Annotated in this window: 19 protein-coding genes, 1 other RNA gene and 2 other annotated features; of the genes, 4 read left to right on the top strand and 16 right to left on the bottom strand. The window is 51.2% G+C overall.

Going from position 1 to position 26,752, the window contains the following annotated elements; genetic code table 11:
- Positions 1–62: 62 nt before the first annotated feature.
- From alaS to cymR, 6 genes are all read right to left on the bottom strand, one after another.
- The gene (alaS, locus tag QWY22_RS08045; protein WP_300984351.1) at positions 63–2,687 is read right to left on the bottom strand and encodes an alanine--tRNA ligase; all 2,625 of its coding nucleotides are present in this window, start codon (positions 2,685–2,687) and stop codon (positions 63–65) included.
- A gap of 58 nt (positions 2,688–2,745) precedes the next feature.
- Positions 2,746–2,955, bottom strand: a binding site (T-box leader).
- A 279-nt stretch (positions 2,956–3,234) separates the two neighbouring features.
- Entirely contained in the window at positions 3,235–5,697 is a 2,463-nt protein-coding gene (recD2, locus tag QWY22_RS08040; protein WP_300983889.1) for an SF1B family DNA helicase RecD2, read from the bottom strand.
- 22 nt (positions 5,698–5,719) lie between these two features.
- Positions 5,720–6,379 (bottom strand): tetratricopeptide repeat protein, encoded by a 660-nt coding sequence (locus QWY22_RS08035; protein ID WP_300983888.1) that lies wholly within the window; start codon positions 6,377–6,379, stop codon positions 5,720–5,722.
- A 15-nt stretch (positions 6,380–6,394) separates the two neighbouring features.
- Positions 6,395–7,513: a tRNA 2-thiouridine(34) synthase MnmA gene (mnmA, locus tag QWY22_RS08030; RefSeq protein ID WP_300983887.1), complete on the bottom strand. Its 1,119-nt coding sequence runs from the start codon at positions 7,511–7,513 to the stop codon at positions 6,395–6,397.
- 14 nt (positions 7,514–7,527) lie between these two features.
- Positions 7,528–8,661, bottom strand: a complete 1,134-nt coding sequence (locus QWY22_RS08025; RefSeq protein ID WP_300983885.1) for a cysteine desulfurase family protein — start codon at positions 8,659–8,661, stop codon at positions 7,528–7,530.
- Positions 8,662–8,674: 13 nt separating this feature from the next.
- Positions 8,675–9,091: a cysteine metabolism transcriptional regulator CymR gene (cymR, locus tag QWY22_RS08020; protein WP_300983884.1), complete on the bottom strand. Its 417-nt coding sequence runs from the start codon at positions 9,089–9,091 to the stop codon at positions 8,675–8,677.
- A 133-nt stretch (positions 9,092–9,224) separates the two neighbouring features.
- Between cymR and QWY22_RS08015 the strand changes: the two genes are divergently transcribed.
- From QWY22_RS08015 to QWY22_RS08005, 3 genes are all read left to right on the top strand, one after another.
- The gene (locus QWY22_RS08015) at positions 9,225–10,511 is read left to right on the top strand and encodes a replication-associated recombination protein A (RefSeq protein ID WP_300983883.1); all 1,287 of its coding nucleotides are present in this window, start codon (positions 9,225–9,227) and stop codon (positions 10,509–10,511) included.
- 170 nt (positions 10,512–10,681) lie between these two features.
- Positions 10,682–10,984 carry a transposase gene (locus QWY22_RS08010; RefSeq protein WP_300982078.1) on the top strand — a complete coding sequence of 101 codons (303 nt, stop codon included), beginning with the start codon at positions 10,682–10,684 and terminating at the stop codon, positions 10,982–10,984.
- Positions 10,981–11,865 carry an IS3 family transposase gene (locus QWY22_RS08005; protein ID WP_300982077.1) on the top strand — a complete coding sequence of 295 codons (885 nt, stop codon included), beginning with the start codon at positions 10,981–10,983 and terminating at the stop codon, positions 11,863–11,865. The genes QWY22_RS08010 and QWY22_RS08005 overlap by 4 nt, the downstream gene beginning before the upstream one ends.
- 253 nt (positions 11,866–12,118) lie before the next feature.
- Here QWY22_RS08005 and QWY22_RS08000 read toward each other — a convergent pair whose 3' ends face one another.
- From QWY22_RS08000 to hisS, 4 genes are all read right to left on the bottom strand, one after another.
- Positions 12,119–12,883, bottom strand: coding sequence for a tRNA threonylcarbamoyladenosine dehydratase (locus tag QWY22_RS08000; RefSeq protein WP_036806347.1), 765 nt, complete (start codon positions 12,881–12,883; stop codon positions 12,119–12,121).
- A 103-nt stretch (positions 12,884–12,986) separates the two neighbouring features.
- A non-coding RNA gene (gene ssrS, locus QWY22_RS07995) (6S RNA) lies at positions 12,987–13,171 on the bottom strand.
- A gap of 45 nt (positions 13,172–13,216) precedes the next feature.
- Positions 13,217–15,001, bottom strand: a complete 1,785-nt coding sequence (aspS, locus tag QWY22_RS07990; RefSeq protein ID WP_300983882.1) for an aspartate--tRNA ligase — start codon at positions 14,999–15,001, stop codon at positions 13,217–13,219.
- Between the two features lie 2 nt (positions 15,002–15,003).
- The gene (hisS, locus tag QWY22_RS07985) at positions 15,004–16,290 is read right to left on the bottom strand and encodes a histidine--tRNA ligase (protein ID WP_300983881.1); all 1,287 of its coding nucleotides are present in this window, start codon (positions 16,288–16,290) and stop codon (positions 15,004–15,006) included.
- Between the two features lie 52 nt (positions 16,291–16,342).
- Positions 16,343–16,588, bottom strand: a binding site (T-box leader).
- A 116-nt stretch (positions 16,589–16,704) separates the two neighbouring features.
- Here hisS and QWY22_RS07980 point away from each other — a divergent pair.
- The gene (locus tag QWY22_RS07980; protein WP_300983880.1) at positions 16,705–18,255 is read left to right on the top strand and encodes an N-acetylmuramoyl-L-alanine amidase family protein; all 1,551 of its coding nucleotides are present in this window, start codon (positions 16,705–16,707) and stop codon (positions 18,253–18,255) included.
- Positions 18,256–18,382: 127 nt separating this feature from the next.
- Here the strand turns inward: QWY22_RS07980 and dtd are convergent, their stop codons facing one another.
- From dtd to recJ, 6 genes are all read right to left on the bottom strand, one after another.
- Positions 18,383–18,820: a D-aminoacyl-tRNA deacylase gene (dtd, locus tag QWY22_RS07975; RefSeq protein ID WP_074510960.1), complete on the bottom strand. Its 438-nt coding sequence runs from the start codon at positions 18,818–18,820 to the stop codon at positions 18,383–18,385.
- A gap of 9 nt (positions 18,821–18,829) precedes the next feature.
- A complete protein-coding gene (locus tag QWY22_RS07970) occupies positions 18,830–21,022 on the bottom strand; it encodes a RelA/SpoT family protein (protein WP_300983878.1) in 2,193 nt (730 codons plus the stop codon).
- Positions 21,023–21,102: 80 nt separating this feature from the next.
- Complete coding sequence (locus tag QWY22_RS07965) at positions 21,103–21,627, bottom strand: type 1 glutamine amidotransferase domain-containing protein (RefSeq protein ID WP_300983877.1); 525 nt, start codon at positions 21,625–21,627, stop codon at positions 21,103–21,105.
- A 148-nt stretch (positions 21,628–21,775) separates the two neighbouring features.
- Positions 21,776–23,308, bottom strand: a complete 1,533-nt coding sequence (locus QWY22_RS07960; protein WP_300983876.1) for a glycosyl hydrolase family 28-related protein — start codon at positions 23,306–23,308, stop codon at positions 21,776–21,778.
- A 75-nt stretch (positions 23,309–23,383) separates the two neighbouring features.
- Positions 23,384–23,896 (bottom strand): adenine phosphoribosyltransferase, encoded by a 513-nt coding sequence (locus QWY22_RS07955; protein WP_300983874.1) that lies wholly within the window; start codon positions 23,894–23,896, stop codon positions 23,384–23,386.
- Positions 23,887–26,229 carry a single-stranded-DNA-specific exonuclease RecJ gene (gene recJ, locus QWY22_RS07950; protein WP_300983873.1) on the bottom strand — a complete coding sequence of 781 codons (2,343 nt, stop codon included), beginning with the start codon at positions 26,227–26,229 and terminating at the stop codon, positions 23,887–23,889. The genes QWY22_RS07955 and recJ overlap by 10 nt, the downstream gene beginning before the upstream one ends.
- Between the last annotated feature and the right edge of the window lie 523 nt (positions 26,230–26,752).

The raw sequence follows: 26,752 nt of genomic DNA, 5'->3' as shown, positions 1-26,752 counted from the left end.
TAGGAGAAGAGCGCTCTCGCTGTCTGAAGTTTATTATAAACGATATCCAGCATTTATTAAACCTATTTGAGCAAGTTGTAGACAGATTCCAACGCTTCGCCCAGTTTTTCCGGGTTCTTCGCGCCTGCCATTGCCATATCCGGACGGCCGCCGCCTTTGCCTCCGCACTGTTCCGCTACGTGTTTGACGATTTGGCCGGCATGATAGTTCCCGCCTGCCAAATCTTTTGTGACGCCGGCAATCAGCATGACTTTTTCGCCGTCCGTCGCACCGAGTACGATGACCGCTTTTTCGAATTTCTGCTTCAGGTCATCCATGATCTGGCGCAGCTGGTTGTTGTCTTTTGCTTCCACTTTTGTAGAAAGAACCGTAATATCACCGACTTGGCGTGCCGAACTCAGCAATTCCCCAGACTGTGCATTTGAAATTTTCGCCATCAGCGATTCATTTTCGCGCTGCAAGGCTTTCATATCCTGCTGGAAAGTCTGCACTTTTTGGACCAAATCTTTCGCAGAAGACTTCATCAGCCCAGCCGCTTCTTCAAGCGTGCGTTCGCTGTCTTTGAAGTTCTCGTAAGCGCCTTTGCCGGTCACCGCTTCAATACGGCGAATGCCTGCGCCAATGCCGCTTTCCGACACAATTTTGAAGACGCCGATTTCGGATGTGTTGACGACATGGACGCCGCCGCATAGTTCAAGCGAATAGCCGCCGATTTCAACCACACGCACCACATCGCCGTATTTTTCGCCGAATAATGCCATTGCGCCCATGTCTTTTGCTTCCTGCAAATTGTGGTAGCCGGTTTTCACATCGATGCCGCTCCACACTTTTTCGTTGACAATCTGTTCGATCTGCTCGAGCTCTTCTTTTGTTACTTGCCCGAAATGCGAGAAGTCGAAACGCAGGCGGTCCGGGCCGACATATGATCCAGCCTGATTAACATGCGTTCCCAAAGTATCTTTTAATGCCTGGTGGAGAAGGTGCGTTGCTGTATGGTTTTTCACCGTATGGCGGCGTTCGCTTGCATCCACTTGGGCAAATACTGCCGTTTTCGTCAATTCGCCGGTGTCAACCCGGACCGAATGCAGGTTTTGGCCGTTTGGCGCTTTTTTCACGTCCAATACAGAAGCCTGTACCAAATCGTTGCTCAAGCTGCCGCGGTCGGCAATCTGTCCGCCGCTTTCCGCATAAAACGGCGTCCGGTCAAGGATAACTTGCACTTCTTCGCCTTCGTGCGCGCTGTCAGCCAGTTCGCCGTCTTTGATGATGGCTATAATCGTCGCTTCTGCAGCGGTCAGACTGTAGCCGATAAATTCGCTGTCGTCTTTGATGTTGCCAAGCACTTCGGATTGCGTCTGCATCGAATTGACGTTTTGGCGCGCTTTCCGTGCACGGTCGCGCTGCGCTTCCATTGCCGCTTCAAACCCTGCATGGTCGATTGCCATCCCGCTTTCTTCTGCATACTCTTCCGTCAATTCAACCGGGAAGCCGTATGTGTCATATAGGCGGAATGCGTCTTCGCCCGGGATTTCATTGTGCCCTGCCGCTTTTTGCTGTTCAACAACCGATGACAGAATCGCCAATCCGTCGTGAAGCGTTTCGTGGAACCGTTCTTCTTCGAGTTTCATGACACGGATAATAAAGTCCTGTTTGTCGTTCACTTCCGGGTAGAAGTCTTTCATGATGTCGCCGACAACCGGTACCAGTTCAAACATGAACGGTTTTTCGATGCCCAGTTTTTTCGCAAAACGGACAGCGCGGCGCAGCAATCTTCTCAGCACATAGCCGCGGCCTTCGTTGGACGGCAATGCGCCGTCGCCGATTGCAAAAGCAACGGTGCGGACATGGTCCGCGATGACTTTGAAGGCCATATCCGCTTCAGCGTCTTCGCCGTATGTTTTGCCGGAGATTTCTTCGGTTTTATTGATGATCGGCATGAATAAATCCGTATCGTAGTTTGTCGGCACGTCCTGCACGACCGAAGCCATGCGCTCAAGCCCCATGCCGGTATCGATGTTCTGCTTCGGCAGCGGCGTATACGTATGGTCCGGATTGTGGTTAAACTGGGAGAACACCAAGTTCCACACTTCCAGGTAGCGGTCATTCTCGCCGCCCGGGTATAATTCAGGATCGTTCAAATCATTGCCGTAGGTTTCTCCGCGGTCGTAGAAAATCTCGGAGTTCGGGCCGCTCGGGCCTTCGCCGATATCCCAGAAGTTGCCTTCCAAGCGGATGATGCGCTCAGCCGGAACGCCGACTTCGTTCAGCCAGATGCCGTATGCCTCTTCGTCTTCCGGGTGGATCGTCACGGACAATTTCTCCGGCTCAAAGCCCATCCAGCGGTCGTCTGTCAAGAATTCCCACGCCCAGTGGATCGCTTCTTTTTTGAAGTAATCGCCGATCGAGAAGTTCCCGAGCATTTCAAAGAACGTATGGTGGCGCGCCGTTTTCCCGACGTTCTCGATGTCATTTGTGCGGATCGATTTCTGCGCATTGACGATTCTCGGGTTTTCCGGAATTACGCGTCCGTCAAAATATTTCTTCAGCGTTGCCACGCCGCTGTTGATCCACAAAAGCGACGGATCTTCAAACGGCACGAGCGGAGCACTCGGCTCCTGGTCATGGCCTTTTTCTTTAAAAAATTCGATGTACAATCTTCTGATGTCTGCAGCTTTCATCGTCTTCATGGTTTTCATCTGTATTCCTCCTTCAACATAATAAAAAGCCCTCATCTCTTGCGCAAGCGCAAGGGACGAAGGCTTTAGTTCGCGGTACCACCCTAATTACACGGACAAAAAGCTCCGTGTCTCTCATTGGGCCTTAACGCGGCTTCACGGCAGGGATTGGCTGCACTCCGGAGTAGCTTTCTAAAATTGCATGGCGAAGGTTCTTTCAGCCGGGGAACCTATTTCTAAACGGATGCGAATTTTATACTGTCTCCATCAACGTGTTGGTTATTGATTATAGATTGAATTATATAGAAAAAGGAAGCGCTGTGTCAATAGCGACGATTTTTGGCGATGCGACCGGCAGTTTATGAAATACGACCAGTAGTTTATGAAATACGACCAGTAGTGGCGAAAATACGACCAGTAGTCTTGGAAATACGACCAGTAGCGGAGAAAATACGACTCACAAGTATTAGAAAGCTAATAAAAGAAGTGCCGGCAGCCGAAGAAACAATCTTCCAGCCAAAAATTTCCCAACAAAAAAGCGTCCGCAATGGACGCTCTTTTACGCTTCAATAAAATCAGTCGGCTTGACGCCTTCCATACCGATCAGCGGATGGATCAGGTGGGCGTTTTCAGCCGTCAGGCTCACTGGGCCCACCGCTTCTTTTTTCACCGGTGCTGCAGCGGGCTCTTGTGCCGCTTTGCTGTCAGCCGGCGCTTTTGACGGAGCTTCCTGCACTTCTTCCGGTTCTACCGCAGATAGCTGCAGGCGGCTCTTCAACGTTGTCATGCGCTGTGCATCGTCGGTCCGTTCGACGCCGTAGCGGAATACTTGCGGGTCGCCGCACAGGATCAGAAAGTCCTTGCTGCGCGTGATGCCGGTGTAAAGAAGGTTGCGCCGCAGCATTTTCATGTAGCCGCGGACAACCGGCATGATGACGGTCGGGAATTCCGAACCTTGCGATTTATGGATCGAGCAGCAGTACGCGAGCGTCAGCTGGTTCAGATCGGAGCGCTGATACGTCACTTCGATGCCGTCGAACGACGCGACGAGCAGGTCCTGTTTCTCGACCGTTTCTTTCGCTTTCAAGATGGCGATGACTTCGCCCATATCGCCGTTAAAGACGTTGCTTTCGGGCTGGTTGACAAGCTGCAGGATCTTATCGCCGATGCGGTATGTGACATCGCCGAATACCAATTCTTTCCGCTTGCCGTCCGTATTCGGGTTGACCATTTCCTGGATCATGCGGTTGAGCGCATCGATGCCGGCAGGCCCTTTGTACATCGGCGCGAGCACCTGGACGTCCCGGATTGAATGCCCTTTTGCGAGTGCGCTCTTGACCACTTTTTCGACCACTTGCGGAATCTGGTCGGCGCCCGCTTTGATAAACGAACGGTCTGCAGTTTTCGCAGTAATGTCCGCCGGCAGCTGGCCGTTTTTCATCTGGTGGGCGAGTTCGATGATCGACGAACCCGACGTCTGGCGGTAAATGTCGGTCAGTTCGACCGTCGGAATGCGCTTTGATTCCAACAAGTCGCGCAGCACCTGACCCGGCCCGACCGGCGGCAGCTGATCCTGGTCGCCCACGAAAATGATCTGCGCGTCTTCCGGAATGGCTTTTAACAATTGATGTGCGAGCCAAGTATCGACCATCGACATTTCATCGATGATGATCAGGCGGCCTTCAATGTCCCGCTCCGTTTCTTCTTCTTTTTCCTGTCCGTTAAAGCCGAGCAAGCGGTGGATCGTCATCGCCGGCAGTTCCGTCGATTCGCTGAGCCGTTTGGCTGCGCGCCCGGTCGGAGCCGCCAAAATGATCGGGAACGGCTCTTTTTTCTTGGCATAGTCTTTCGGGTCGAGCGACAGGCCATGGAGTTCCGCGTACACTTCGACCAAGCCGCGGACGACCGTCGTCTTGCCGGTGCCCGGGCCGCCTGTCAAGATCATGACGGACGAGTTGATGCTTTGTTCAATGGCCTGCACTTGCGTTTCTGCGTAATTCACGCCAAGCCGCTCTTCTGCTTCGCCGAGCGCTTTCCGCACTTCAGACGCCGGGAACCGGTCGCGGTTTTCCTGCGACGACAGCAAAGTTTCCAGTTTGGTCGCAATGCCGAGTTCCGAATAATACAAAGACGGCAAATAAAGCCGGGTTTCTTCCCCCGCCACTTTGCCTTCTTCATTCAGTTCGATCATCGCTTTGGAAATCATCGGGATCGCAATTTCTTCCTGCTGGCTCGATTCCAGCATCTCTTTCACCATCGGAATCATCGTTTTTGCATCCAGGTAGACATGCCCTTCAGACAAAGACGCCTGGTTTAATAAATGCAGCACCGACGCCTTGATGCGGTCCGGGTGGCTGCCGGTGATGCCGAGTTTCGAGCCGAGCTCATCGGCGCGCTGGAAGCCGATTCCTTCGATTTCTTCAATCAAGCGGTACGGGTTTTTCGTCAATACATCGATCGTTTCTTCGCGGTACGCCTGGTAAATGCGCATGCCGACTTGCGGGCCGAAACCCCAGTCGTTCAATTGGATCATGACCCGCTCCAGCCCCAGATTCATTTGCAGCGTCGAACGGATGGTGTCTTTTTTGTCGTCCGACAAACGCGGCACGGCATCGAGCGCTTCCGGGTCTTCCAGAATCTTTTTGATGGCGTCTTTGCCAAGCTTTTTAACGATTGTTTCCGCTGTCTTCCGGCCAATGCCGTTAAACATATCGCTCGATAAGTAATGGACGATGCCCTGTTCGGTTTCCGGCACTTCTTTCGTGAATGTTTCGACCTGGAACTGCACGCCGTATTTCGGATGATTTTTCACAGCCCCCGTAAAACGGTATTGTTCCTCAAGCGACAGTTTCGGAAAATAGCCCGACACGATAATTTCTTTTTCGGGGTAAGAGGTGTTGGTTTCTTGAATTTTCACTTTGGCGATGGAAAATAAGTTTTGGGGATTGTGAAAAATCGAGACGACAGGACGGCCTAGCACGAATTGCACTTCTTCTTGGAATAAATCAATTTGTCCGGTCATTGATGCCGTCTCCTTTCACAAATTATTGCAGTTTTGAAGCGATCATATCATATGCATAACGCGCCATTTCATTGCGTTCATCAAGCGTGTACGCCTGTTTCAAGTGAAACATGGCTTCGTTGACGCGGTCCGTTGACACCGCGTACAAAACGCCGAGGTTGTAATGGGCATCCGAATGGTTCGGGTCCTGGTCGAGCACTTGCAGAAATTGCGGTTCCGCCAGCTCAAACAATTCCATCGACGCCAGCGTGATGCCATAGCTTAAGCGCGCCTGTGCGTCTTCCGGGTCCAATTCGATGGCACGCTGAAGATACGGAAGCGCCAATTTCGGCTGCTCCAGCTTCTCGAAGCATTTGCCGATCATGAAATGCGCATCTGCGCCTTCCAGCCCGTACTGGACCGCTTTTTCATACAATTTCAATGCTTCCGCGTAGCGTTCAACATTGAAATACAAATTCGCCAGCCCGTAATAAGCGGTAGCGGATGTTTCATCCAGGACGATCGCTTTTTGGAAAAAGCGTTCTGCCCGCTCGACGTCGTCCATCGACGTCAGCACATGGCCAAAGTTGATATAGCCAAGCGGATTGTTCGGTTCTTCTTCAATTGCCTGAGTAAAAGCTTTGATTGCTTCTTCGGTGTTGCCTTCTTGAAGGGCTTGAATGCCGATTTCGTTGTAATTCATCGCTCGTCTCTCCCATTAACCTACATATTCTAAACGTGCACCATTTTTGAAGACACGGTCGATTGTTCCGCCGCCGAGGCATTCTTCGCCGTCGTAGAAAACGACTGCCTGCCCTGGCGTAATGGCACGGACCGGCTCATCAAAAGTTACGATGGCTTCGTCGCCTTTGAAATCTACCGTTACGCCGACATCTGCCTGGCGGTAGCGGAATTTCGCGGTGCATTTCAAGGTACCGGTCGGCGCTGTATCTGAAGTGAAGCTCAAATTGACCGCTGACAAGCTGTCGGAGAACAAGGCATCGTGGTTGATGTTTTGGCCGACATACAAAATGTTTTTATCCAGGTCTTTGCCGATGACGAACCAGGGATCCCCTGCTCCGCCGATGCCAAGCCCTTGGCGCTGGCCGATTGTGTAATACATCAAACCGTCATGAGAGCCTTTTTTGACGCCGTCGAGCGTTTCCATCGAACCGGGTTGTGCCGGCAGATATTGGCCAAGGAATTCCTTGAAATTGCGTTCGCCGATAAAGCAGATGCCCGTCGAATCTTTTTTCGTCGCCGTAGCAAGTCCTGCTTCAAGGGCGATTTCACGCACCCGTTTCTTTTCCATATGGCCGATTGGGAACATCACTTTCGACAATTGGTCCTGGTTTAATTGATTCAGGAAATACGTTTGGTCTTTGTTGTTGTCTTTGCCGCGCAGCATTTTCGTTTCGCCGTTTTCAGCGTGCGCGACTTGCGCGTAGTGGCCGGTCGCAAGGTAATCTGCGCCCAGGCTCAAGGCGTGCTCCAAAAATGCCTTGAATTTGATTTCTTTATTGCACATCACGTCGGGGTTCGGTGTACGGCCCGCTTTGTATTCTTCCAGGAAGTACGTAAATACTTTGTCCCAGTACTGTTTTTCAAAATTGACGGCATAATACGGGATGCCGATTTGGTTGCAGACGCGGATGACATCTTCGTAGTCGTCCGTTGCAGTGCAGACGCCAAATTCATCGGTATCATCCCAGTTTTTCATGAAAATCCCGATGACGTCATAGCCTTGTTCTTTCAATAAATACGCGGCAACCGAAGAGTCGACCCCTCCGGACATGCCGACGACAACACGTGTATCTTGTGGTGCTTTTGCAGTCATTGTTTATCACCTTTTCATTTTAGCGCGAGGCGCTTACTAATTTGAGCTGTCTTGTTGGCAGCTTCTGTTATTTGTTCTTCGGACAGGCCGATGCCGAAACTGAAGCGGATTGAATTCCGCAATTCTTCTGCCCGTTCGCCGTACATCGCCACAAGGACGTGCGATGGGTCGATCGAGCCGGCTGTGCAGGCAGAGCCGCTGGATGCGGAAATGCCGGCTAGGTCCAGGTTCACCAGAAACGACTCAATTTCAATTCCAGGCAGGCTGAGGTTCAGGACATGCGGCATTTGGTTGATGCCGTTTTCCTTGAATTCCAAACCTTCTTCCTGAAGTATGTTCTTGAAAATTTCCTTAAAGCCCCGGTAGGCCGTTTGTTTCTGCTCCATTGTTTGGAGCGAAATCTCCACCGCTTTGGCAAACGCCATGATGGCCGGTACGTTTTCAGTTCCGGCGCGGCGTTTTCGTTCCTGCTCTCCGCCGTATAGCAACGGTGCAAGCTGAGTGCCTTTTCGCTGGTATAAAAAGCCGATGCCTTTCGGGCCGTTCAGCTTATGCGCCGATACGGACAATAAATCCACATGCAACGCTTCAACGTCAATCGGCAACACGCCATATGCCTGCACAGCATCGGTATGGAATGTCACATCGGTATCTTTTAGCAATTCCCCGATTTCCGCAATCGGCTGGACGGTTCCGACTTCATTGTTGCCTAGCATGATGGTCACTAGAATTGTATCGTCCCGCAGCGCATTTTTCACGTCTTCTGCTCGGACAGAGCCATTTTCGTCCACCGGTAAATACGTTACGTCGTAGCCTTCGCTTTCCAGTTTTTCGCATGCATGCAGCACGGCGTGGTGCTCAATGGTAGACGTGATGATGTGTTTACCCGCCTTTTTGGCAGCTGTTCCAAAAATCGCAAAATTATCGGCTTCTGTCCCGCCGCTTGTAAAGACGATTTCCGGATCGTTGGCGTTTATGCTTCTAGCAAAGATCCGGCGCGCTTCATCAAGCGCTTTCCGTGCAACGCGGCCGGTGCCGTGGATGCTTGAAGGATTGCCGTAGACGGTCCCAAGTGCTTGTGAAAAAACTTCAGCCACTTCCGGATGCATCGGTGAAGTGGCCGCATGATCTAAATAAATTTGTTTCATTTTGACTGACTCCTTATATATAAAACATGTAGTTTTCGTTATCGTTGTCCTGTGTTTTTGTTAAATCTTCGATGCTCGTGGTGTCCAAGACGTTTTTGACCGCGTCCCGGATGCGCACCCATAGCTCGCGCTGCGGCTGGGCTTCGTCTTCGATGCCTTCGACCGGCTGGATCGGCCCTTCCAAAACACGGATGACGTCGCCCGCTGAAATTTCTTTCGGATGGCGGGTCAACATATAGCCGCCGTATGCCCCGCGCACACTTTTCACGAGGCCGGAATTGCGCAGCGGCCCAACTAGCTGTTCTAAATAAGCTTCGGATAAATCGTATTCCGCTGCAATTTTGCGGAGCGGAATCGGCCCTTCGCCGTATTGTTTGCCGAGCGCGATCATGATTGTTAAGCCGTAGCGGCCTTTTGTTGATATTTTCATCTTTACACCCCTGAATCAGTTTCCAATTATTCTTCAAAATAGTATATCATAACTCAGCAAAATGGACTTGCAATGACTTTTATTTCGTGAAACGCTATACTGATAGAACGAATGTACGGAAGGAGTCCTTACTTTGCAGAACGAACCTTTAGCTTTTCGTATGCGTCCGCGGACGATCGACGAAGTGGTCGGCCAGAAACATGTAATCGGACCGCATACGGCGTTGTATAAAATGATCCAGAACGGCCATGTGCCTTCGATGCTCCTTTACGGCGACCCGGGAATCGGCAAAACGTCGATTGCCCACGCCATCGCCGGCACGTCGAAATTGCCGTTCATCGCCTTGAACGCCACAACTTCCGGCAAAAAAGACGTCGAAGAAGTGGTCGCCGAATCGCGCATCACCGGCAAAGTCCTGCTGTTTTTGGACGAAATCCATCGCTTCAATAAACTCCAGCAGGATGCCCTCTTGCCCCATGTCGAAAGCGGCGCAATTGTACTGATCGGCGCGACGACGGAAAACCCGTTCCACGACGTCAACCCGGCCATCCGTTCCCGCTGCGGCGAAATTAAGCAATTAAAGCGGCTGACGCATGAAGACATCGTCGAGCTCCTGAAAAACGCGTTGAGCGACGAAAAGCGCGGGCTTGGAAATTACGCGATCGAAATCTCCCCTGCGCAAGTTGAACGCATTGCAGAAGGCACCAACGGCGATGCCCGAAAAGCGCTGACGATGCTTGAATCCATTGTGGTGGCATCAGACGAGCGCGACGGCAAATACATCGTCGAAGACCAGATGGTGGAACAGATGATTAAACGCGTCGGCGTCTTCGGCGACAAAAAAGGCTCGCATTTCTACAATTTGCTGTCGGCGCTGCAAAAATCCGTGCGCGGCAGCGACGTCAATGCAGCGATGTATTATTTGGCGCATCTGCTGGAAAATGGCGATTTGACGGCCGTGACGCGCCGTTTGCTCGTCATGGCCTACGAAGACATCGGCCTCGCCAACCCGCAAGTCGGCGCCCATGTGCTTGCTGCCTGCCAGGCGGCCGACCGCCTCGGCTTGCCGGAAGCACGAATTCCGCTCGCCCAGGCAGTCGCAGAGATGTGCTTGTCGGAGAAATCCAATTCGGCATACAAAGCCATTGACGCGGCCATCGCGGCGATCAATAAAGGCGATACCGGCGACATCCCGCCGCACCTGAAAGACACCCATTACGCCGGAAGCGCTGAACTCGGCCACGGCGGCTATAAATATCCGCATGACACGCCGCTCGGCTCATTCGGCGGCTGGGTCGACCAGGATTATTTGCCGAAAGAAGTGAAGTCGACGGATTACTACCAGCCCGTCATTGCCGGCTCTGAAAAGAAATTTGCCGGCATTTACGAGAAATTGAAGTCATTCCGAAAGAAAAAATAGAACAGCAGCCGTTTCCATCCTTGGAAACGGCTTTTTTGATGGCTTGTCGCTGGCGAAAAGCGCCTTTTCTTTTGGCAATCCGTTTTTATGCGCGTTCAGACTGAGACAATGAACCAAAAGTAGACAAATAGTTTATTGTTCCTTCAAACTTGAACCAAGGAGTGATGACTGTGAACACACGAAAAAGCTATACCTATGAAACCAAGAAGCAGGCGGTAGAACAGTACTTTGAAGGACGATCCGTTAACGAATTAGCCCCCCTCCTGGAGATTCAGAACCCTGCCAATATCCGGCACTGGGCGCGGCTGGTGAAGGAAGCCAAGTCTTTTGAGGTGCTTCGTGAAAAACGCAGAGGGCCACGGGAGTCGGGCAAAGACGCGAAAACAGAATTGGAAATTACCAAAGCTGAATTGGAACGCACGAAGCTTGAAGTGATGTACTTAAAAAAGCTTATTGCGCTCCGAAAGGAGTGAAACCGATCGACCTCGACTTTGTGTTCGTTGAAGAGCACAAGAACCGGTTCCCGATTACAGAGCTCATTGGCATAGTCCAGAACCTGAGCCGCGCGGGCTATTACAAACGGCTGAAAAAAGACCCTGCGCAGTCGCAAACGGAACGGGACCAAGCGCTTTTAAAACAGATGCTTTCGCTCTACGTCACCCATGGTGGGAATTTGGGTCACGAACGGTTTAAGCTGGAGCTCGAGAATGTATACACTCATATCGTCAGTCTCAAACGCATCCGCCGGATGCGGGAAATGTATCGCATGCCGCTCAAGACAGCACGCCGAAAGCCACGTCCTGCCGGAAGCGGCCATGCGGTTATCGATAATCTCCTGAACCGGAACTTCAAGGCCATGCGACCGGGTCTCAAGTTTTCCGTTGATATCAGTTACCTGGAAGTGAAAAAGCCATTCCGGGACTTTATCTACTTATGTGCAATTCTGGATCTATACAATAACGAAATCGTTGCTTACACCATCAGCGACACCCTGGATGTGGATTTTGTCCTGGAGGCCGTTCGTCAGTTGGAAGCACGCGGGTTCGAGAAAGAAGCCCTTCTCCACAGTGATCAGGGCATCCAGTTCACCAGCCATAGCTATCAAGGACTCCTGAAAAAAATGGAACTGACCCAGTCAATGTCCCGTCGGGGCAACTGTTGGGACAATGCGCCGATTGAAAGCTTTTTTGGCAAGCTCAAAACCGAAATGCCCGGTTTCACTGTGCCTGAAACGGCAGCCCAAATGCGCGCAGCAGTAGCCGCCTACATCACGTATTATAACGAGACACGACCGCAACTGAAACTCGGTGCGTCACCGGTTACATACCGCAATTTACAAGCACGGGCCGCTTAAACCGCGCACTTAATCAATAGCCACTTTGAGAAGCGTTTTTAGGCTCGAAGAAATTCGGACGGAAGCGAAATCGGCTCTCCGTCTATAATCGCATATGAGAAAAAACGCCGATAAACTCGTGTCTACTTGACAGGTAGGGAGTCAGACGGATTTATGCGCGTCTGGCGAAATTTATGCGCGTTTAGAAAAATTTATGCGCGTTCAGCCAATTTCGGCACACAAAAGCCGGCTCCACCTGTGAGCCGGCTTTCCATTAATTATTTCTGACGCGTTCGATCGGAATCTCGCGGGTGATGTCGTTGACGACCCAGCTCGCGCAAATCAAGCCGACCGTAGACGGTGTAAAGGCGTTGGAGCTTGGCGGCATTTTCGCTTTGCGGATCGCTGCATCCGGCTTTCCGACGGTTCCGACGACGTCTTCGCGGATGACAATCGGGCTTTCATCGGAAAAGACGACCGGAATGCCTTTGCGGATTCCCGCTTCACGCAATTTTTTGCGGATGATTTTGGCGAGCGGATCGGTATGCGTTTTGGAAATGTCCGCAATGCGGAAACGCGTCGGATCGGTTTTGTTCGCCGCGCCCATGCTGGAGATGATTTTCACGCCGCGCTTGTAGCATTCCTGCATCAAGTGGACTTTGTAGATCATCGTGTCGGATGCGTCGATGACGTAATCCGGGTTGTAGCTGAAGAATTCCTCAAACGTTTCTTCCGTATAAAACATATGTAAAGAAATCACTTCACATTCGGTGTTGATATCAGCAATGCGCTTTTTCATCACTTCTGCTTTGGACTGGCCGACGGTTGAAAGGTTGGCCACCAGCTGGCGGTTGATGTTGGTGATGTCGACATTGTCCTTGTCAACGAGGATGATGCGGCCGACTCCGCTGCGTGCACACGCTTCAGCGGCGAATGACCCCACGCCGCCCACACCCAGCACAGCGACAGTCGTGTTTTTCAATAATTCGATTCCTTCTTTGCCCACGGCTAATTCATTTCGTGAAAATTGATGTAACATGATTTTCCTGCCCTTCACATTGAAAGTTGAGAGATATACTAGGAATTATACACAATTAAAAACCCCCCGACAAATTGCCGGAGGGCGAAAAGTTAAAATAATGGAGAATCCCAATCGTGCCGTCCTTGTGTTGCATATCGTTTTTGAACCCGCTTCTAGCAGGTGGGTGACCTCTCCATCACTTATAACTTCCCCTGAGAGGCATGTTAGCCATGACGAAATCCGGTCTCCCGACGACAAAATGTTGGGTCAAAACTGAATAGCTTAAAACGAACACATCAGGATTCTCTACTACTTGTATGTTAGCACACCTTTTTTAATTGCACAAGAACTTTACTCTGGTACTTTTTCATTATTCTGAACACTGACCGATAAGCTTAATTCTTCAAGCTGCGTTTCGGAAACCGGGCTCGGCGCATCCGTCAGAAGATCGCTGGCGCTTGCTGTTTTCGGGAATGCGATGGTATCGCGCAAGTTGGTGCGCCCTGCAAGAAGCATAACGAGACGGTCGAGGCCAAATGCAATCCCGCCGTGCGGAGGCGTACCGTACTCGAACGCATCCATCAAGAAGCCGAACTGGGCACGGGCTTCTTCGTCCGTAAATCCAAGCATCTGGAACATTTTCTCCTGGATGTCGCGGCGGTAGATGCGCAGCGAGCCTCCGCCTAGCTCATAACCGTTCAAGACAAGGTCATACGCCTGTGCGCGCACTTTCTCCGGCGACGTCGTCAAGATGCCCAAGTCTTCTTCAAACGGCATTGTGAACGGGTGGTGAGCCGCGAAATAGCGCCCTTCTTTTTCATCGTATTCAAACAGCGGCCAGTCCGTGATCCAAAGAAATTTGTATTGCGAGTTGTCGATCAGGCCAAGTTCTTTGCCGAACTTCAGGCGTAAAGCACCAAGTGCATCTGCTACGACCGAAGAAGAATCGGCTACGAATAACAGAAGGTCTCCCGCTTCCGCTTCTGCACGTTCTGTTAACGCAGTGGCTGCATCGCCTTCGAAGAATTTTGCAATCGGGCCTTTCACGCCGTCTTCTTCCACTTTCAACCACGCAAGCCCTTTGGCACCGTAAACTGCTGCAAATGCGCCGAGTGCATCGATGTCTTTGCGTGAGTAGTTGGCTGCTTGGCCTTTGACGTTGATCAATTTGACTTGTCCTCCGCCCTCAACCGCTCCGGAGAACACTTTGAACGAAGAATCTTTCACCAAATCGGAAACGTTGACCAGTTCCAGGCCAAAGCGGACATCCGGCTTGTCGGAGCCGAAACGGTCCATTGCTTCGTTATAGCTCATGCGCTGGAATTTCGGTTCGATGTCGAGGCCTTTGACGTCGCTCATCATTTGGACCATTAAGCGCTCGTTCATTTCCAGAATTTCTTCCATCGATTTGAAGCTCATTTCCATATCGATCTGCGTGAATTCCGGCTGGCGGTCTGCACGCAAGTCTTCGTCGCGGAAACAGCGGGCAATCTGGTAGTACTTGTCGAAGCCAGACACCATCAGCATTTGCTTGAACAATTGCGGTGATTGCGGAAGCGCGTAGAATTCGCCTTCGTGGACGCGACTTGGCACCAAGTAATCACGCGCGCCTTCCGGAGTCGATTTCGTCAGGATCGGCGTTTCCACTTCCAGGAATCCTTCTTCATCCAGGAAACGGCGGATCGATTTCGTAATATCCGAACGCATTTTAAAAGTTTCGTACATCGCCGGACGGCGCAAATCCAAGTAGCGGTATTTCAAGCGCAAGTCTTCATTGACGTCGGTATTGTCTTCAATCGCAAACGGCGGGTTTTTCGCCGCATTGATGATGCTGGCGTTTGTTACCTGCACTTCGACTTTTCCGGTTTTCATATTCGGGTTGATCTGGCCTTCTGCTCTCGCCACAACCAGTCCTTCGATATGCACAACAAATTCATTGCGCAAGGTTTCTCCGACTTTCGTCGCTTCTTCCGAAATTTCCGGGTTGAAAACCACTTGGACGATGCCGCTGCGGTCGCGGACATCCACAAAAATCAATCCGCCAAGGTCGCGGCGTTTTTGCACCCATCCCTTTAATGATACGGGTTGCCCGATAACTGCTTCGTTGACTTCTCCACTATAATGCGATCTCGACATATCTATTCCTCCAATGATTTCTTTTTCGTAATCGTTCCGGCAATTTCTGCGAATGCAACGGTCTGCTGTTCGCCTGTCGCCATTTCTTTCAACGCTACCTGCCCGCTTGCCATTTCCGTCTCGCCCATGACGATGACGTAGCCCGCGCCTTTGCGGTCAGCCGATTTCATCTGGGCTTTCAATTTCCGGCCCGTGTAATCCATATCGGCTGAAATGCCGTTCGAGCGAAGCTCTCTGATGATGCCAAATGCTTTTTTCTTCGATGCTTCGTCCATGGCGATCACGTACACTTCCAGGTTCTGCGACTGGCCGATTTCCACCTTTTCCATTTCCAGCGCCAGAAGCAGGCGCTCGATGCTCATCGCAAAGCCGATGCCCGGCGATTCCGGTCCGCCGAGATCCTCGACAAGGCCGTTGTAGCGGCCGCCGCCGCAAAGCGTCGTAATGGCGCCGAAGCCTTCCGCATCGCTCATGATTTCAAATGCGGTGTGGTTGTAATAATCCAGGCCACGTACCAAGTTCGGATCGATGACATACTCAATGCCAAGTTCGTCCAAATACATTTTCACTTGGTCAAAATAAGCCTGTGATTCCTCGTTCAAGTAATCAGCCAAAGACGGCGCAGTCGCCATCAATGGGTGGTCGCGGTCCACTTTGCAATCAAGAATGCGGAGCGGGTTTTTCTCAAGGCGCGTCTGGCAATCGCTGCAAAATTCGTTGATGCGCGGTTCAAAATGTTTTACTAAAGCTTCTCTGTGTGCGATGCGGCTTTCCGTATCGCCAAGCGAATTCAATACGAGGCGCAGTCGCTTCAACCCGACGGAACGGTAAAGTTCCATCGCCAGTGAAATGACTTCAGCGTCAATCGCCGGATCTTTGGAGCCAATCGCTTCCACGCCGAATTGCACGAATTGGCGCATGCGGCCTGCCTGCGGGCGTTCGTAGCGGAACATCGGACCCGTGTAGAACAATTTCACCGGCTGGTCCGGCAAGCCAAATAATTTATTTTCCACGAATGAACGCACGACAGATGCGGTGCCTTCCGGGCGGAGCGTCAAACTGCGGTCGCCGCGGTCCTGGAATGTGTACATTTCTTTTGTCACGATATCCGTCGTATCGCCGACGCCGCGCTGGAACAATTCCGTGTGCTCGAAAATCGGTGTGCGGATTTCCTTGTATTGGTAAAGGTTGCACAGTTCAATGATTTTCGCTTCGATTTCCTGCCATTTGGCAGACTGGTCCGGCAGCACGTCGTATGTGCCACGCGGTGCTTGAATATTATTGCCCATTTTTTCCACTCCTCCATTTTTCCATACAAAAAAGCCCCCGCCCCTTGCTTGCGCAAGGGACGAGAGCTTTTAATATCAGCTTCCGCGGTTCCACCCTAGTTGATGCCAAAAAGACGGCACCCTCTCATTCCGGGTAACGGCCGGTTCCGTTCCTTCCTAATAAGCGCTTGCGGCGCCTTTCAGAAAAAAGCCTCTAAAGTGTTTTTCATTACAGATCCCTGCAGGAAAGTTTACAGCCCAGGACTTCCCCTCTCTTTTCAGCCAATCTTGCAATTACTTTCTTCGTCATCGGCAAATGTATATAAGTATAATAATCTTAATCTTAAGGACTGCCCCAAACCTTGTCAACCTTTTTTGACAAATGGCCGTTTTTTTTTCATAATACTAAGAGGTGTATATTTTAGGAGGTGCTAGATGAACCGCAAGTGGTTTATTGCCATTATTTTATTCATATTCATGTTTTCCGGAATTTCTCCGGCCCCCGCGGCTGATCCCGCATTTGCTGCAGGAGGCGATGTGGAGATTACCGGCGAAACCGTCAATGTGCGCACTGGCCCCGGCCTTTCTTACGGCGTGATCGGCGAATTTGCCAAAGGCGACACGGTGAAAACGCTGTCACAAAGCGGCGACTGGCTCGAAATCGAAATCGGCGGCGAACAAGGATGGATCGCTTCCTGGCTGACGTCTGGAACGGCATCCGAAACTGCGGAAGTTTCCGGCGTCACTGCTGTTGCAAGCGTCGACCGTCTGAACGTCCGTGCGCAGCCAGACATCTCCGCTTCTGTGCTCGCGCAAATGAATGCCGGCGTCCAGGCAACAATCATCAGTGAAGCTGGCGACTGGGTAGAAGTGGATTTTCAGAACACACGTGGATTTGTGTCAAAACAATACATAAGCACGTCCCAACAGACAGCGGAAAAGCCGGCACCGGCAACTGCTGAAGCCGCTTCTTTTGAAATTGCAGTGGATGTTCTGAATGTCCGCAAAAAACCGGATCTCAGCTCGAAAGTTCAGAAGAGTGTCAATAAAGGCGAAGTGTTCCCGGTCAAATCAACCAAAGATAATTGGGTCGAAATCCAGCTTTCCGAAAAGAAAACCGGATGGGTTTATGCCTTCCACGGCCATTTGTCCGATGAGTCTGCAAGTGCTGTCGAAGAAACGGCAAAGTCAGATGCTAAAAGCGTGACCGTCATTACAAACGGCACCAACCTCCGCTCCGAGCCTTCCACTTCTTCAAGCGTGGTAAGCCGTGCAGATGCCGGCGATAAACTGCAAGTTGCCGAACAAAGCGGCGACTGGTACAAAGTTTCGTTGCCGGACGGCACTGTGGCTTATGTCGCGACTTGGGTCGTAACAAGCGGCGAAGCGGACGCAACGGAAGAAGAAAAAGAGAAACCCGACCGCAAGAAAGGCACGCTTGACGGCTTGACGATTATGCTCGATCCCGGCCACGGCGGCAATGACGGCGGTACAGTCGGCGCACGCAAAACTCTGGAAAAAGATTTGACGCTGCAGACGGCTGAGACACTGTCGCATCATTTGCGCTCTGCTGGAGCGGACGTGGTGCTGACGCGCCAATCTGATACGTACGTCGACTTGCGCAAGCGCGTATCTGCGGCTCATCAAGTCGGAGCGGATGCCTTTATCAGCCTTCACTACGACGCGACGGATGACAGCAGCGTTTCCGGATTTACGTCTTATTATCTGCATGAATTCCAGGAGCCGCTCGCTGCAGCCATCAATTCGGGCTTAGCCGGCAAAATCGAGCTTCGCAACCGCGGCGTCCAGGCAGGGAATTACCTCGTGCTGCGCGAAAACAAGCAGCCGGCCGTCCTGATTGAACTCGGCTATTTGAGCAATTTCAACGACGAACGCATTGTGACGGCGTCGAAGTTCCAGGAACAAGCGGCACTCGGTCTGTACACCGGCATCGTCAACTATTTTGATGCACAATTGGAAAACTAATCGAAAACAGCCTGGGAGAAGAAAATCTCCCGGGCTGTTTTTTTGTAAAATCCTTGCTAAGGCAATTCTCCACTCTTCCGCAACTAAAAAACGGTACAGGAAACACTCCCCTGTACCGATTTTCTTCTTATGATTCCACTAATATCGTCACCGGGCCGTCATTGACGAGCTCGACGTCCATCATAGCGCCGAACACGCCGGTTTCGACTGTCAGCCCGTTATTCCGCAATGCGTCGTTGAATGACTCCCAAAGCGGTTCAGCGGCTTCAGGGCGCGCCGCCGAGATAAAGCTCGGGCGCCGCCCTTTTTTCACATCGCCGTAAAGCGTGAACTGGGAAATGGACAGGATGTCCCCGCCGTTTTCCAGAATCGAATGGTTCATCTTGCCTTCCTCGTCTTCAAACAACCGAAGGCCGGCAATTTTATCTGCCACATATTTGGCGTCTTTTTCTGTATCTTCATGCGTAATGCCGACGAGCAGGACATAGCCGGAATCGATGGCTCCCGTCACCGCGCCGTCCACTTTCACGCTTGCTCGTTTGGATCGCTGTAAAATGACTCGCATAAGTCCTCCTTAGTTCGTAACACGTTTCACCGAATAGACATCCGGAATCTGCTTGATGCGCTCGACCACCCGGTTCAGATGCGAAATATGCGGAATCATGATCGTCATGTTGATGGTCGCGATTTTGTCCGAATTCGCCCGGCCGCTGACAGCGGTGATCGTCGTCTTCGTTTCGCTGACCATGTGCATCACTTCATTGATCAAGCCGGTGCGGTCGTAAGCTTCCACTTCGATGTCGATATGGTAGTCTTTTTTGTCCGGTGCGCCGGCATTTTCCCATTCAACCGGTATCAGCCGGTCGGATTGGTTGGACTGCACATTCGGGCAATCCGCACGGTGCACGGAAACGCCGCGCCCTTTGGTAATAAAGCCGATGATGCTATCGCCCGGTACCGGGTTGCAGCAGCGCGACAAACGGATCATCATGTTGTCGATGCCGCGCACAATAACGCCGGATTCGGTTTGCTTTGCCGGTGCATTGGATTTCATTTCCACCGTAATTTTTTCGATGGCTTCTTCCTGCTCGCGCTTTTTGCGCTGCTTTTCCGCCAGGCGGTTCACCACTTGCTGGGCAGTGATGCCTTGGAAACCAACTGCTGCATACATATCTTCTTCTCCGGCGAAATTGAATTTTTCGCAGACGCGTTTGATGTTTTCGTTTGTCAGCACTTCTTTAACCGGAAATTCCTGTGCTTTGATTTCTTTTTCGATCAATTCTTTGCCTTTTTGGACATTGTCGACACGCAATTGCTTTTTGAAAAATTGCTTGATCTTGTTTTTCGTCTGTGTCGATTTGGCGATTTTCAGCCAGTCGCGGCTTGGGCCAAATGACTGCTTGGAAGTCAAGATTTCCACAATGTCACCGGTTTTCAGTTCGGTGTCCAGCGGCGCCATTTTGCCGTTCACTTTGGCGCCGATGGTTTTATTGCCGATTTCCGAATGGACGCGGTAAGCAAAATCGATCGGCACGGATCCCGCCGGCATTTCGATCACATCGCCTTTTGGGGAGAACACATAGACCATGTCCGAAAACAAATCGTATTTCAGCGATTCCATGAATTCTTCCGCGTTGTCCGATTCGTTCTGGAAATCAAGGATTTCCCGGAACCACGTCAAGCGGGAATCTACGGTATTTTTCGGCATATCGACTTTCCGGCCTTCTTTATACGCCCAATGCGCCGCAACTCCGTATTCCGCGATGCGGTGCATTTCTTCGGTACGGATCTGCACTTCCAGCGGATCGCCCTGCGGACCGATGACCGTGGTGTGGAGCGACTGGTACAGGTTCTGTTTCGGCATGGCGATATAATCCTTGAACCGGCCCGGCATTGGCTTCCATGTTGAATGGATGATGCCCAGCACAGCGTAGCAGTCTTTGATGCTTTCCACTGTGACGCGGACAGCCAACAAATCATAAATTTCGTTAAACTGCTTGTTTTGCAGCACCATTTTGCGGTAGATGCTGTAAATATGTTTTGGACGCCCAAAAAGATCCGCTTTTATGTCGACATCGTCGAGCTGGTTGCGAATTTCATCCATGACATTATTCAAATAAGCTTCCCGCTCTGTGCGTTTCTTTTTCATCAAATTGACAATGCGGTAATACTGCTGCGGATTCAAATAACGGAGCGCTGTGTCTTCCAACTCCCATTTGATCGTATTGATCCCTAAGCGATGCGCAATCGGCGCGAAAATTTCCAGCGTCTCGTTCGCTTTCATGCGCTGCTTTTCAACCGATTGGTATTTAAGCGTCCGGAGATTGTGCAGCCGGTCCGCCAGTTTAATCAAAATGACACGGATATCCTGCGCCATGGCGACAAACATTTTTCGGTGGTTTTCCGCCTGTTGCTCTTCTTTCGACATGTACTTGATTTTGCTCAGTTTGGTGACGCCGTCAACGAGCATCGCCACTTCTTCGTCAAAATCCCGGACGATGTCTTCCCGGCTGACCGGCGTGTCCTCCACGACGTCATGCAAAAAACCTGCAGCCACTGTTGCCGGATCCATTTGCAGTTCGGCCAGTATGCCGGCGACTTGAACCGGATGGACAATATAAGGTTCACCGGATTTCCGGAATTGTCCTTCGTGGGCAACAAGCGCCACTTGGTATGCCCGTTTTATCGTATCAACATGATCGGCATTCATATAAGACGCAACCATTTCGAATACGTCTTCAGGTGTCCTCACTAGATCTTTCGCCATAATTGCCCACCTTGCTTCTGATTTTTCGAAAAGTATATCTTTCTATTATAAAAAACAATGGAGAGAAAAGTAAAGCTTTCTTATTGCTGCTCCATCACTTTAATGAATTCACGCATATAGTCCGGCAAATCTGGCGGCCGTTGGCTCGATACCAAATGGCCGTCCACGACGACAGGTTCATCCAGCCACTCCGCGCCGGCATTCGCCATATCGTCCTTGATGCCTGGCGTACTGGTCACCCGTTTGCCTGTCAAGATGCCCGCTGAAATCAACACCCAGCCGGCATGGCAGATCTGGCCGATCGGCAATTTGTGCTCGTCCATAAACTGCACGATGTTCAACACTTCCGGGAATCGGCGGATCTTGTCAGGCGCCCACCCGCCTGGAACCAGGATGGCGTCATAGTCTTTCGGGCTGATGTCGCCGTAGGAGAAATTGGATTCCGCCGGCACACCGTATTTCCCAATGTACTTTACGCCCGCTTCTTCGCCGGCGATGTCCACTTGCGCCCCTTCTTCCCGCAAACGCAAAATCGGATACCACAATTCCAAGTCTTCAAATTCATGATGCACGAAACTGAGAACTTTCTTTCCGCTCAATCTCACTGGATGCACCTCCCTTTATTGGCTGTTACTTGTTATTTTATCCCTATTTTCAGTGAATTGCTGTTAGAATGCCTAAGTTTATTTTAAATAGTAACACAGCATACACAAATTCGACATTTTTCGCGCAAATATTCGACAAAATCTTTCTCTAAACCGTTTCCAGGCCGACATTCTCCACCACAATCGTTGCATTGCCTTTGCCGCCTTTTACCGGGCGTTCTGCAGAATCCAGGCAGCGGATATTGCGCACCGTCACCCGGTCGCCGCTCCCTAAATACAGGTCGGCTTTCGACTTTTTAAAGCCGCTGATGCGCCCGTTCGTCAGCGACACATCTCCCGCCTTGTACTGGATGGCTGCGGCCGGATGCCCTTTGTAATCGTATGCCGGATCGCCGATAAACAGAAACCGGTTGATCGCCACGTTGCGGAATCCGGACACGACCAGAGCGCGCGGCGACGAACCGGCATACATTTCGGTAAACACCGGCGTTACCGCTACGAGGCGCTGTGCCGCGATATTAAAGGCGGACAAGGAATCCGGATCTTCGGCTGCATGGTGGCCGATGTGGCGGAAATTGAACGAACGGTTGTCGCTGACCGACAAATGGCCGGAAATGAAAACACCCGTCGCGGCGGAACTGGTCGCATGGGCTTTGATCTCCACCCCGCCGAAGCAGCGCGTCGTTGAATTGTTGAGCAGCCACACAAAACGGGAGCCGTCGTCAATTTCAATGCCGTTTGAATTGGAAAAGCCTTTTTTATGCGACCGCCCGCTCGGATCGCATAAATGCGAATTGGAAATGAATATGTAATCGCTATGGTGGGTCGTAATGCCGTCATCGCCGAAGCCCCAGCCATTGACCCGGTCAAGCCAGACATAACGGCTGCCGCCTTTTGCCCGCCGCCCGTCGCCGCCGTAATTGTAGAACGTAGACGAAACGTCAAAGCAGTGAAGCCCCGGATTCACCGCAGCCACTTCTTTCACCCAGCCATACGTAACATGAGCATAGGTCAGGCAGCTGGAAAAATTATTTCCGGCACTCGTATTTGATACATTTCCGAGGCGCTCAACATTCCAATCGAGCCCCAAACGCTCCACCGAAATGTGATGGTTGCCCCGGATAAAATTCCGGTTCGCCAAGAGGCGCTGGCGTTTCGGCGCAGCGCTGTGCAGCTTCAGCACGGTTGCACCTTTTCCTGCTCCCCGGAGCCGCGTCCAAGACGGCAGTTCCAGTTTCCGGACGATGTAAATGCCTTCTGGCACATAGACATCCACCCGTCCATTGCCGAACGCTTTCTGGAATGCTTTTGTGCAATCAGTCACGCCGTCTCCTATCGCCCCGAAATCCTCCACATTTACTTGCCGTGTAAAGGCGTTTTCCAGTTTGGTGTATTGTTCGTCCAGTTCTGTCTTCCATTCCGGAACCACGTCGCCGTTTTCCACCCGTTCGGTGTAGTGATGTGGATCTTCAATGGAATGCTCTTCGGCCAGAAATGACCAGATCCGCTCCAGCCGCGTTTTCTTGTATAAGGAATTTTTGAGGGGTCCATCGTTTGATTTGATTTGGCGGAAAAGTTCCTGCGTTTCGTTGGTCAGGTCTTCAATCGGCTGCGGATCGTTCAATATCGCTGCCAGCAGTTCTTTGTTTTTCGCTGAATCGTGGTATTTGCTTAGCTGCATGTCCATCACCTCTTTCTTCCATACCCGCCGGACTACAAAAAATTCCCCCCGCCAGTAATTGGCGGAGGGAAAAGATTAATACTGCATTAAAGTCATTACGTCATAGCCGTCAAGGTTCTTGCGGCCGTCCAAGTACGTCAGTTCAATCAGGAATGCACAGCCGACAACGATGCCGCCCAGCTGCTCCACCAAATTGATGGTTGCACCGATTGTTCCGCCAGTTGCCAGCAAATCATCCGTAATCAATACACGTTGACCCGGTCTGATGGCATCTTTGTGCATCGTCAACACGTCTTTGCCGTATTCCAAGCCATATTCAGCGCGAATCACTTCACGCGGCAATTTTCCTTCTTTGCGGACAGGTGCAAAGCCGATTCCCAGTGCATACGCAACCGGGCAGCCAATGATAAAACCGCGGGCTTCAGGGCCGACGATGAGTTCTGCATTCACTGTTTTCGCGTATTCCACAATCTGGTCGGTAGCGTATTTGTATACTTCTCCGTTGTCCATAATTGTCGAAATGTCTTTGAAACTAATCCCTGGTTTTGGCCAGTCTTCAACAATTGTTACGTACTGCTTTAAATCCATAATTCTTCCTCCTTGGCAGACACTTTCGCATCAAACCACTCTTTTAAATCCTTATAAGATGCATACAAAAGCTTTTGTTCCAACGCAATTTGCTGCTGGCGCTTCTTGTAAATCGGCGCTTCCGACAAATCCCGCTTGCCTGTAGCTGCTGCAATCTCTGTAAGTCCATTGTTAAGTGTAACAAAACCGAGTTCAAAAAACACCTGAAGCATGAAAAATAATGCTTCCCGCGTCCAGCCTTTGTGCTTCGCTAGCTCATCGCTATGCTTTTTGAAATCGAACGACCCGCGTTTTTTTATGAACGCAAACAGCCACGCAAACTGCTCCCGAGTTGGGATCTGCTCGAAATACTGCGATTCTTTTGCGTAAAAATGGGCATAGATCCGCTTCGGATTAATATGTGTCAAAACTTCGGCTAATTGCTCTTCGGTGTCCGGCAAATCCAGGAGCACCAGATGGAATTTTGGTTCAGCGAGCTCTTCCAGCGTCTCTGGCGTATAGATCGGCTGCTGCAAAAGCGTCTGGAACACGGCAACGGTTTCCGGCTTAAACGCCAGGAAGACCTGCTCTTTTTCCGGAATCAGCTTCGACCAGCGCGACACTTGCCGGATGCCGCGGATGTCGAATAATTGCCATTCATCGGTCCGGATATCTTCGATCATCAGCTGCGGCTTTTTGCGGCCGTTCCATTCGTTGATTTGAAGGTCGCCGATGACATCAATTTTCACATCCGGCGTCAGTTCATCGCCGAGAGGGCCAATGCCGAAACCGACCGCATCAATTGTCGCCGCGTTTTGGGCCAGCTCCATTTTTAAATGATTTTGAGCTGCGCCGATTTTCCGGATGGATGCCACTTTCACTTCATCCAGGAAAAACTTCGGCTTGGCAAATCCCATGCCAAACGGCGCCAAATAGCGCATCGATTCAATCGTTTCGATATCGATTTCTTCCAAGCGGACGGGAATATCAATTTCCACAACGGGAATCAAATCTTCTTCGGTCAAACTCGTTTCCGCCTGCTTGTTCAAACGGTCGCGCAGCGCATCAACATGTTCCATATCGAGTGTCATGCCGGCCGCCATCGGATGTCCGCCGAAATGCGGCAGGATGTCGCGGTTCGCTGCCAGTTCATTGTACAAATGGAAGCCTTCAATGCTTCGGGCGGAGCCTTTAGCTTTGTCGGTTTCCGGATTCAGGGACAATACAATCGTCGGGCGGTAATATTTCTCCACCAGCTTTGAAGCCACAATCCCGACTACGCCTGGGTTCCAGCCTTCCTGCGCCACCACAATGACATGCGGGGGGCCATCCGGATAACGGGCATCCACCTGAGCGGTCGCTTCATCTGAAATCTGCTTGACGATGGCCTGGCGCTCTTTGTTCAAAACATCAAGCCCTCCAGCAAGGCTGCGGGCTTCCGAAGCATCATCGGTCATAAACAATTGCACCGCCGGATCGGCATCCTGAAGGCGGCCAATCGCGTTGATGCGCGGACCGAACATAAAGCCGATCGTTTCTTCCGTAATTTCGCGCTGCTTCACGCCGGACACTTCTGATAAAGCGTCGATAGCCGGACGCGGCGTGTCCCGCAGCGCTTCCAAGCCCATTTTCACGAGAATGCGGTTTTCATCGTGCAACGGCACCAAATCGGCAATGGTACCGATTGCCACCAATTCCACCAGGTGGTCCGGCACTTCTTCATACAACGCCTGGGCAATTTTGAACGCCACACCGACACCTGCCAGTTCACCGAACGGGTAATTGCCTTCGGGATGGCGCGGGTGGACAATCGCCAGTGCAGCCGGCATCGTTTCACCGATGTCGTGATGGTCGCTGATAATGACTTCCATGCCAAGGCTATTGGCAAACGCCACTTCGTCGATGCCGGAAATGCCGTTATCGACAGTGATGATCAAGTTCACGCCTTCATCATGCGCTTCCTGGAATAATTCTTCATTCGGCCCGTAGCCATGCTTAAATCGGTTCGGGATCTTAAAAGAAACATCAGCACCGAGGTCTTCGAGCACTGTCATCATGACGGTCGTGCTCGTAACTCCATCGGCATCATAGTCGCCGTACACTAAAATTTTCTGTTGTTCTTCAATGGCTTGGCGGATGCGCCCGACGGCAATGTCCATATCTTTCATGAGATATGGGTTATGTATTCCGTGTGCGTCCATGTTCATGAAGTTGCGTGCTTCTTCAGCGGTTGTAATGCCCCGCGTCACTAATATTTTGGCCAAAACGGACGAAATGGATAATTCTGTTTGAATCGCTTGCACCCGCTCCATATCGGGAGTGGTCAAGCGCCATCGCTTTTTGGATTCTATCATGTACATTCACTTCCTTACCCGTTCATTATACAGAATTTCCGTGCAGACAAAAAGAAGTTGTCCCAAAAGAAATTTGGGGCAACTTCACAGCTTGTTGAGAAAGAGATAACTTACTAACCGATATTTCGCAACCAGCTCCGCTTGCCGCGGGCGATCCGCCAAGCCTCCTCAGCCGCTGCGAAAACCTTGTGCTCCTGTTTCTGCATCGCTTCGCTAGCTTCGAAACATGGAAGAGCGTTGCATCGCTTCGCTAGCTTCGTCGCAAATGATTGGGCAAAGCCCAATCATTTCTTGCGGGGTCTCGGCTGTCTCGTCGCTTACGCTGCCCCGCAGGCAAGACAATGGCTGAAGCTTGCGAAGCCATGTCTTTGCGACGAGCTTACGCAGGAGCAGTAGGGTTTTCTCCGCTGGTTTGCTTCATATCGACAGTGAACTGTGAATAAAAAGTAAGCCTACTCTTCCACTCTTTCTGATGAAAACAATTCTTTATGAAAAGAGTGGACCGAATGTAGCGGAAAGCGTC

Source organism: Planococcus liqunii (assembly GCF_030413595.1).
Classification (GTDB): Bacteria; Bacillota; Bacilli; order Bacillales_A; family Planococcaceae; genus Planococcus; species Planococcus liqunii.
This window is presented reverse-complemented; position numbering and strand designations above follow the sequence as displayed.

What these genes read in the sequence shown, in the direction of transcription:
- alaS (WP_300984351.1), bottom strand. Translation starts at nt 2,687, where the DNA reads ATGAAGACGATGAAAGCTGCAGACATCAGAAGATTGTACATCGAATTT.
- recD2 (WP_300983889.1), bottom strand. Translation starts at nt 5,697, where the DNA reads ATGACCGGACAAATTGATTTATTCCAAGAAGAAGTGCAATTCGTGCTA.
- QWY22_RS08035 (WP_300983888.1), bottom strand. Translation starts at nt 6,379, where the DNA reads ATGAATTACAACGAAATCGGCATTCAAGCCCTTCAAGAAGGCAACACC.
- mnmA (WP_300983887.1), bottom strand. Translation starts at nt 7,513, where the DNA reads ATGACTGCAAAAGCACCACAAGATACACGTGTTGTCGTCGGCATGTCC.
- QWY22_RS08025 (WP_300983885.1), bottom strand. Translation starts at nt 8,661, where the DNA reads ATGAAACAAATTTATTTAGATCATGCGGCCACTTCACCGATGCATCCG.
- cymR (WP_300983884.1), bottom strand. Translation starts at nt 9,091, where the DNA reads ATGAAAATATCAACAAAAGGCCGCTACGGCTTAACAATCATGATCGCG.
- QWY22_RS08000 (WP_036806347.1), bottom strand. Translation starts at nt 12,883, where the DNA reads ATGTTACATCAATTTTCACGAAATGAATTAGCCGTGGGCAAAGAAGGA.
- aspS (WP_300983882.1), bottom strand. Translation starts at nt 15,001, where the DNA reads ATGTCGAGATCGCATTATAGTGGAGAAGTCAACGAAGCAGTTATCGGG.
- hisS (WP_300983881.1), bottom strand. Translation starts at nt 16,290, where the DNA reads ATGGGCAATAATATTCAAGCACCGCGTGGCACATACGACGTGCTGCCG.
- QWY22_RS07980 (WP_300983880.1), top strand. Translation starts at nt 16,705, where the DNA reads ATGAACCGCAAGTGGTTTATTGCCATTATTTTATTCATATTCATGTTT.
- dtd (WP_074510960.1), bottom strand. Translation starts at nt 18,820, where the DNA reads ATGCGAGTCATTTTACAGCGATCCAAACGAGCAAGCGTGAAAGTGGAC.
- QWY22_RS07970 (WP_300983878.1), bottom strand. Translation starts at nt 21,022, where the DNA reads ATGGCGAAAGATCTAGTGAGGACACCTGAAGACGTATTCGAAATGGTT.
- QWY22_RS07960 (WP_300983876.1), bottom strand. Translation starts at nt 23,308, where the DNA reads ATGCAGCTAAGCAAATACCACGATTCAGCGAAAAACAAAGAACTGCTG.
- QWY22_RS07955 (WP_300983874.1), bottom strand. Translation starts at nt 23,896, where the DNA reads ATGGATTTAAAGCAGTACGTAACAATTGTTGAAGACTGGCCAAAACCA.
- recJ (WP_300983873.1), bottom strand. Translation starts at nt 26,229, where the DNA reads ATGATAGAATCCAAAAAGCGATGGCGCTTGACCACTCCCGATATGGAG.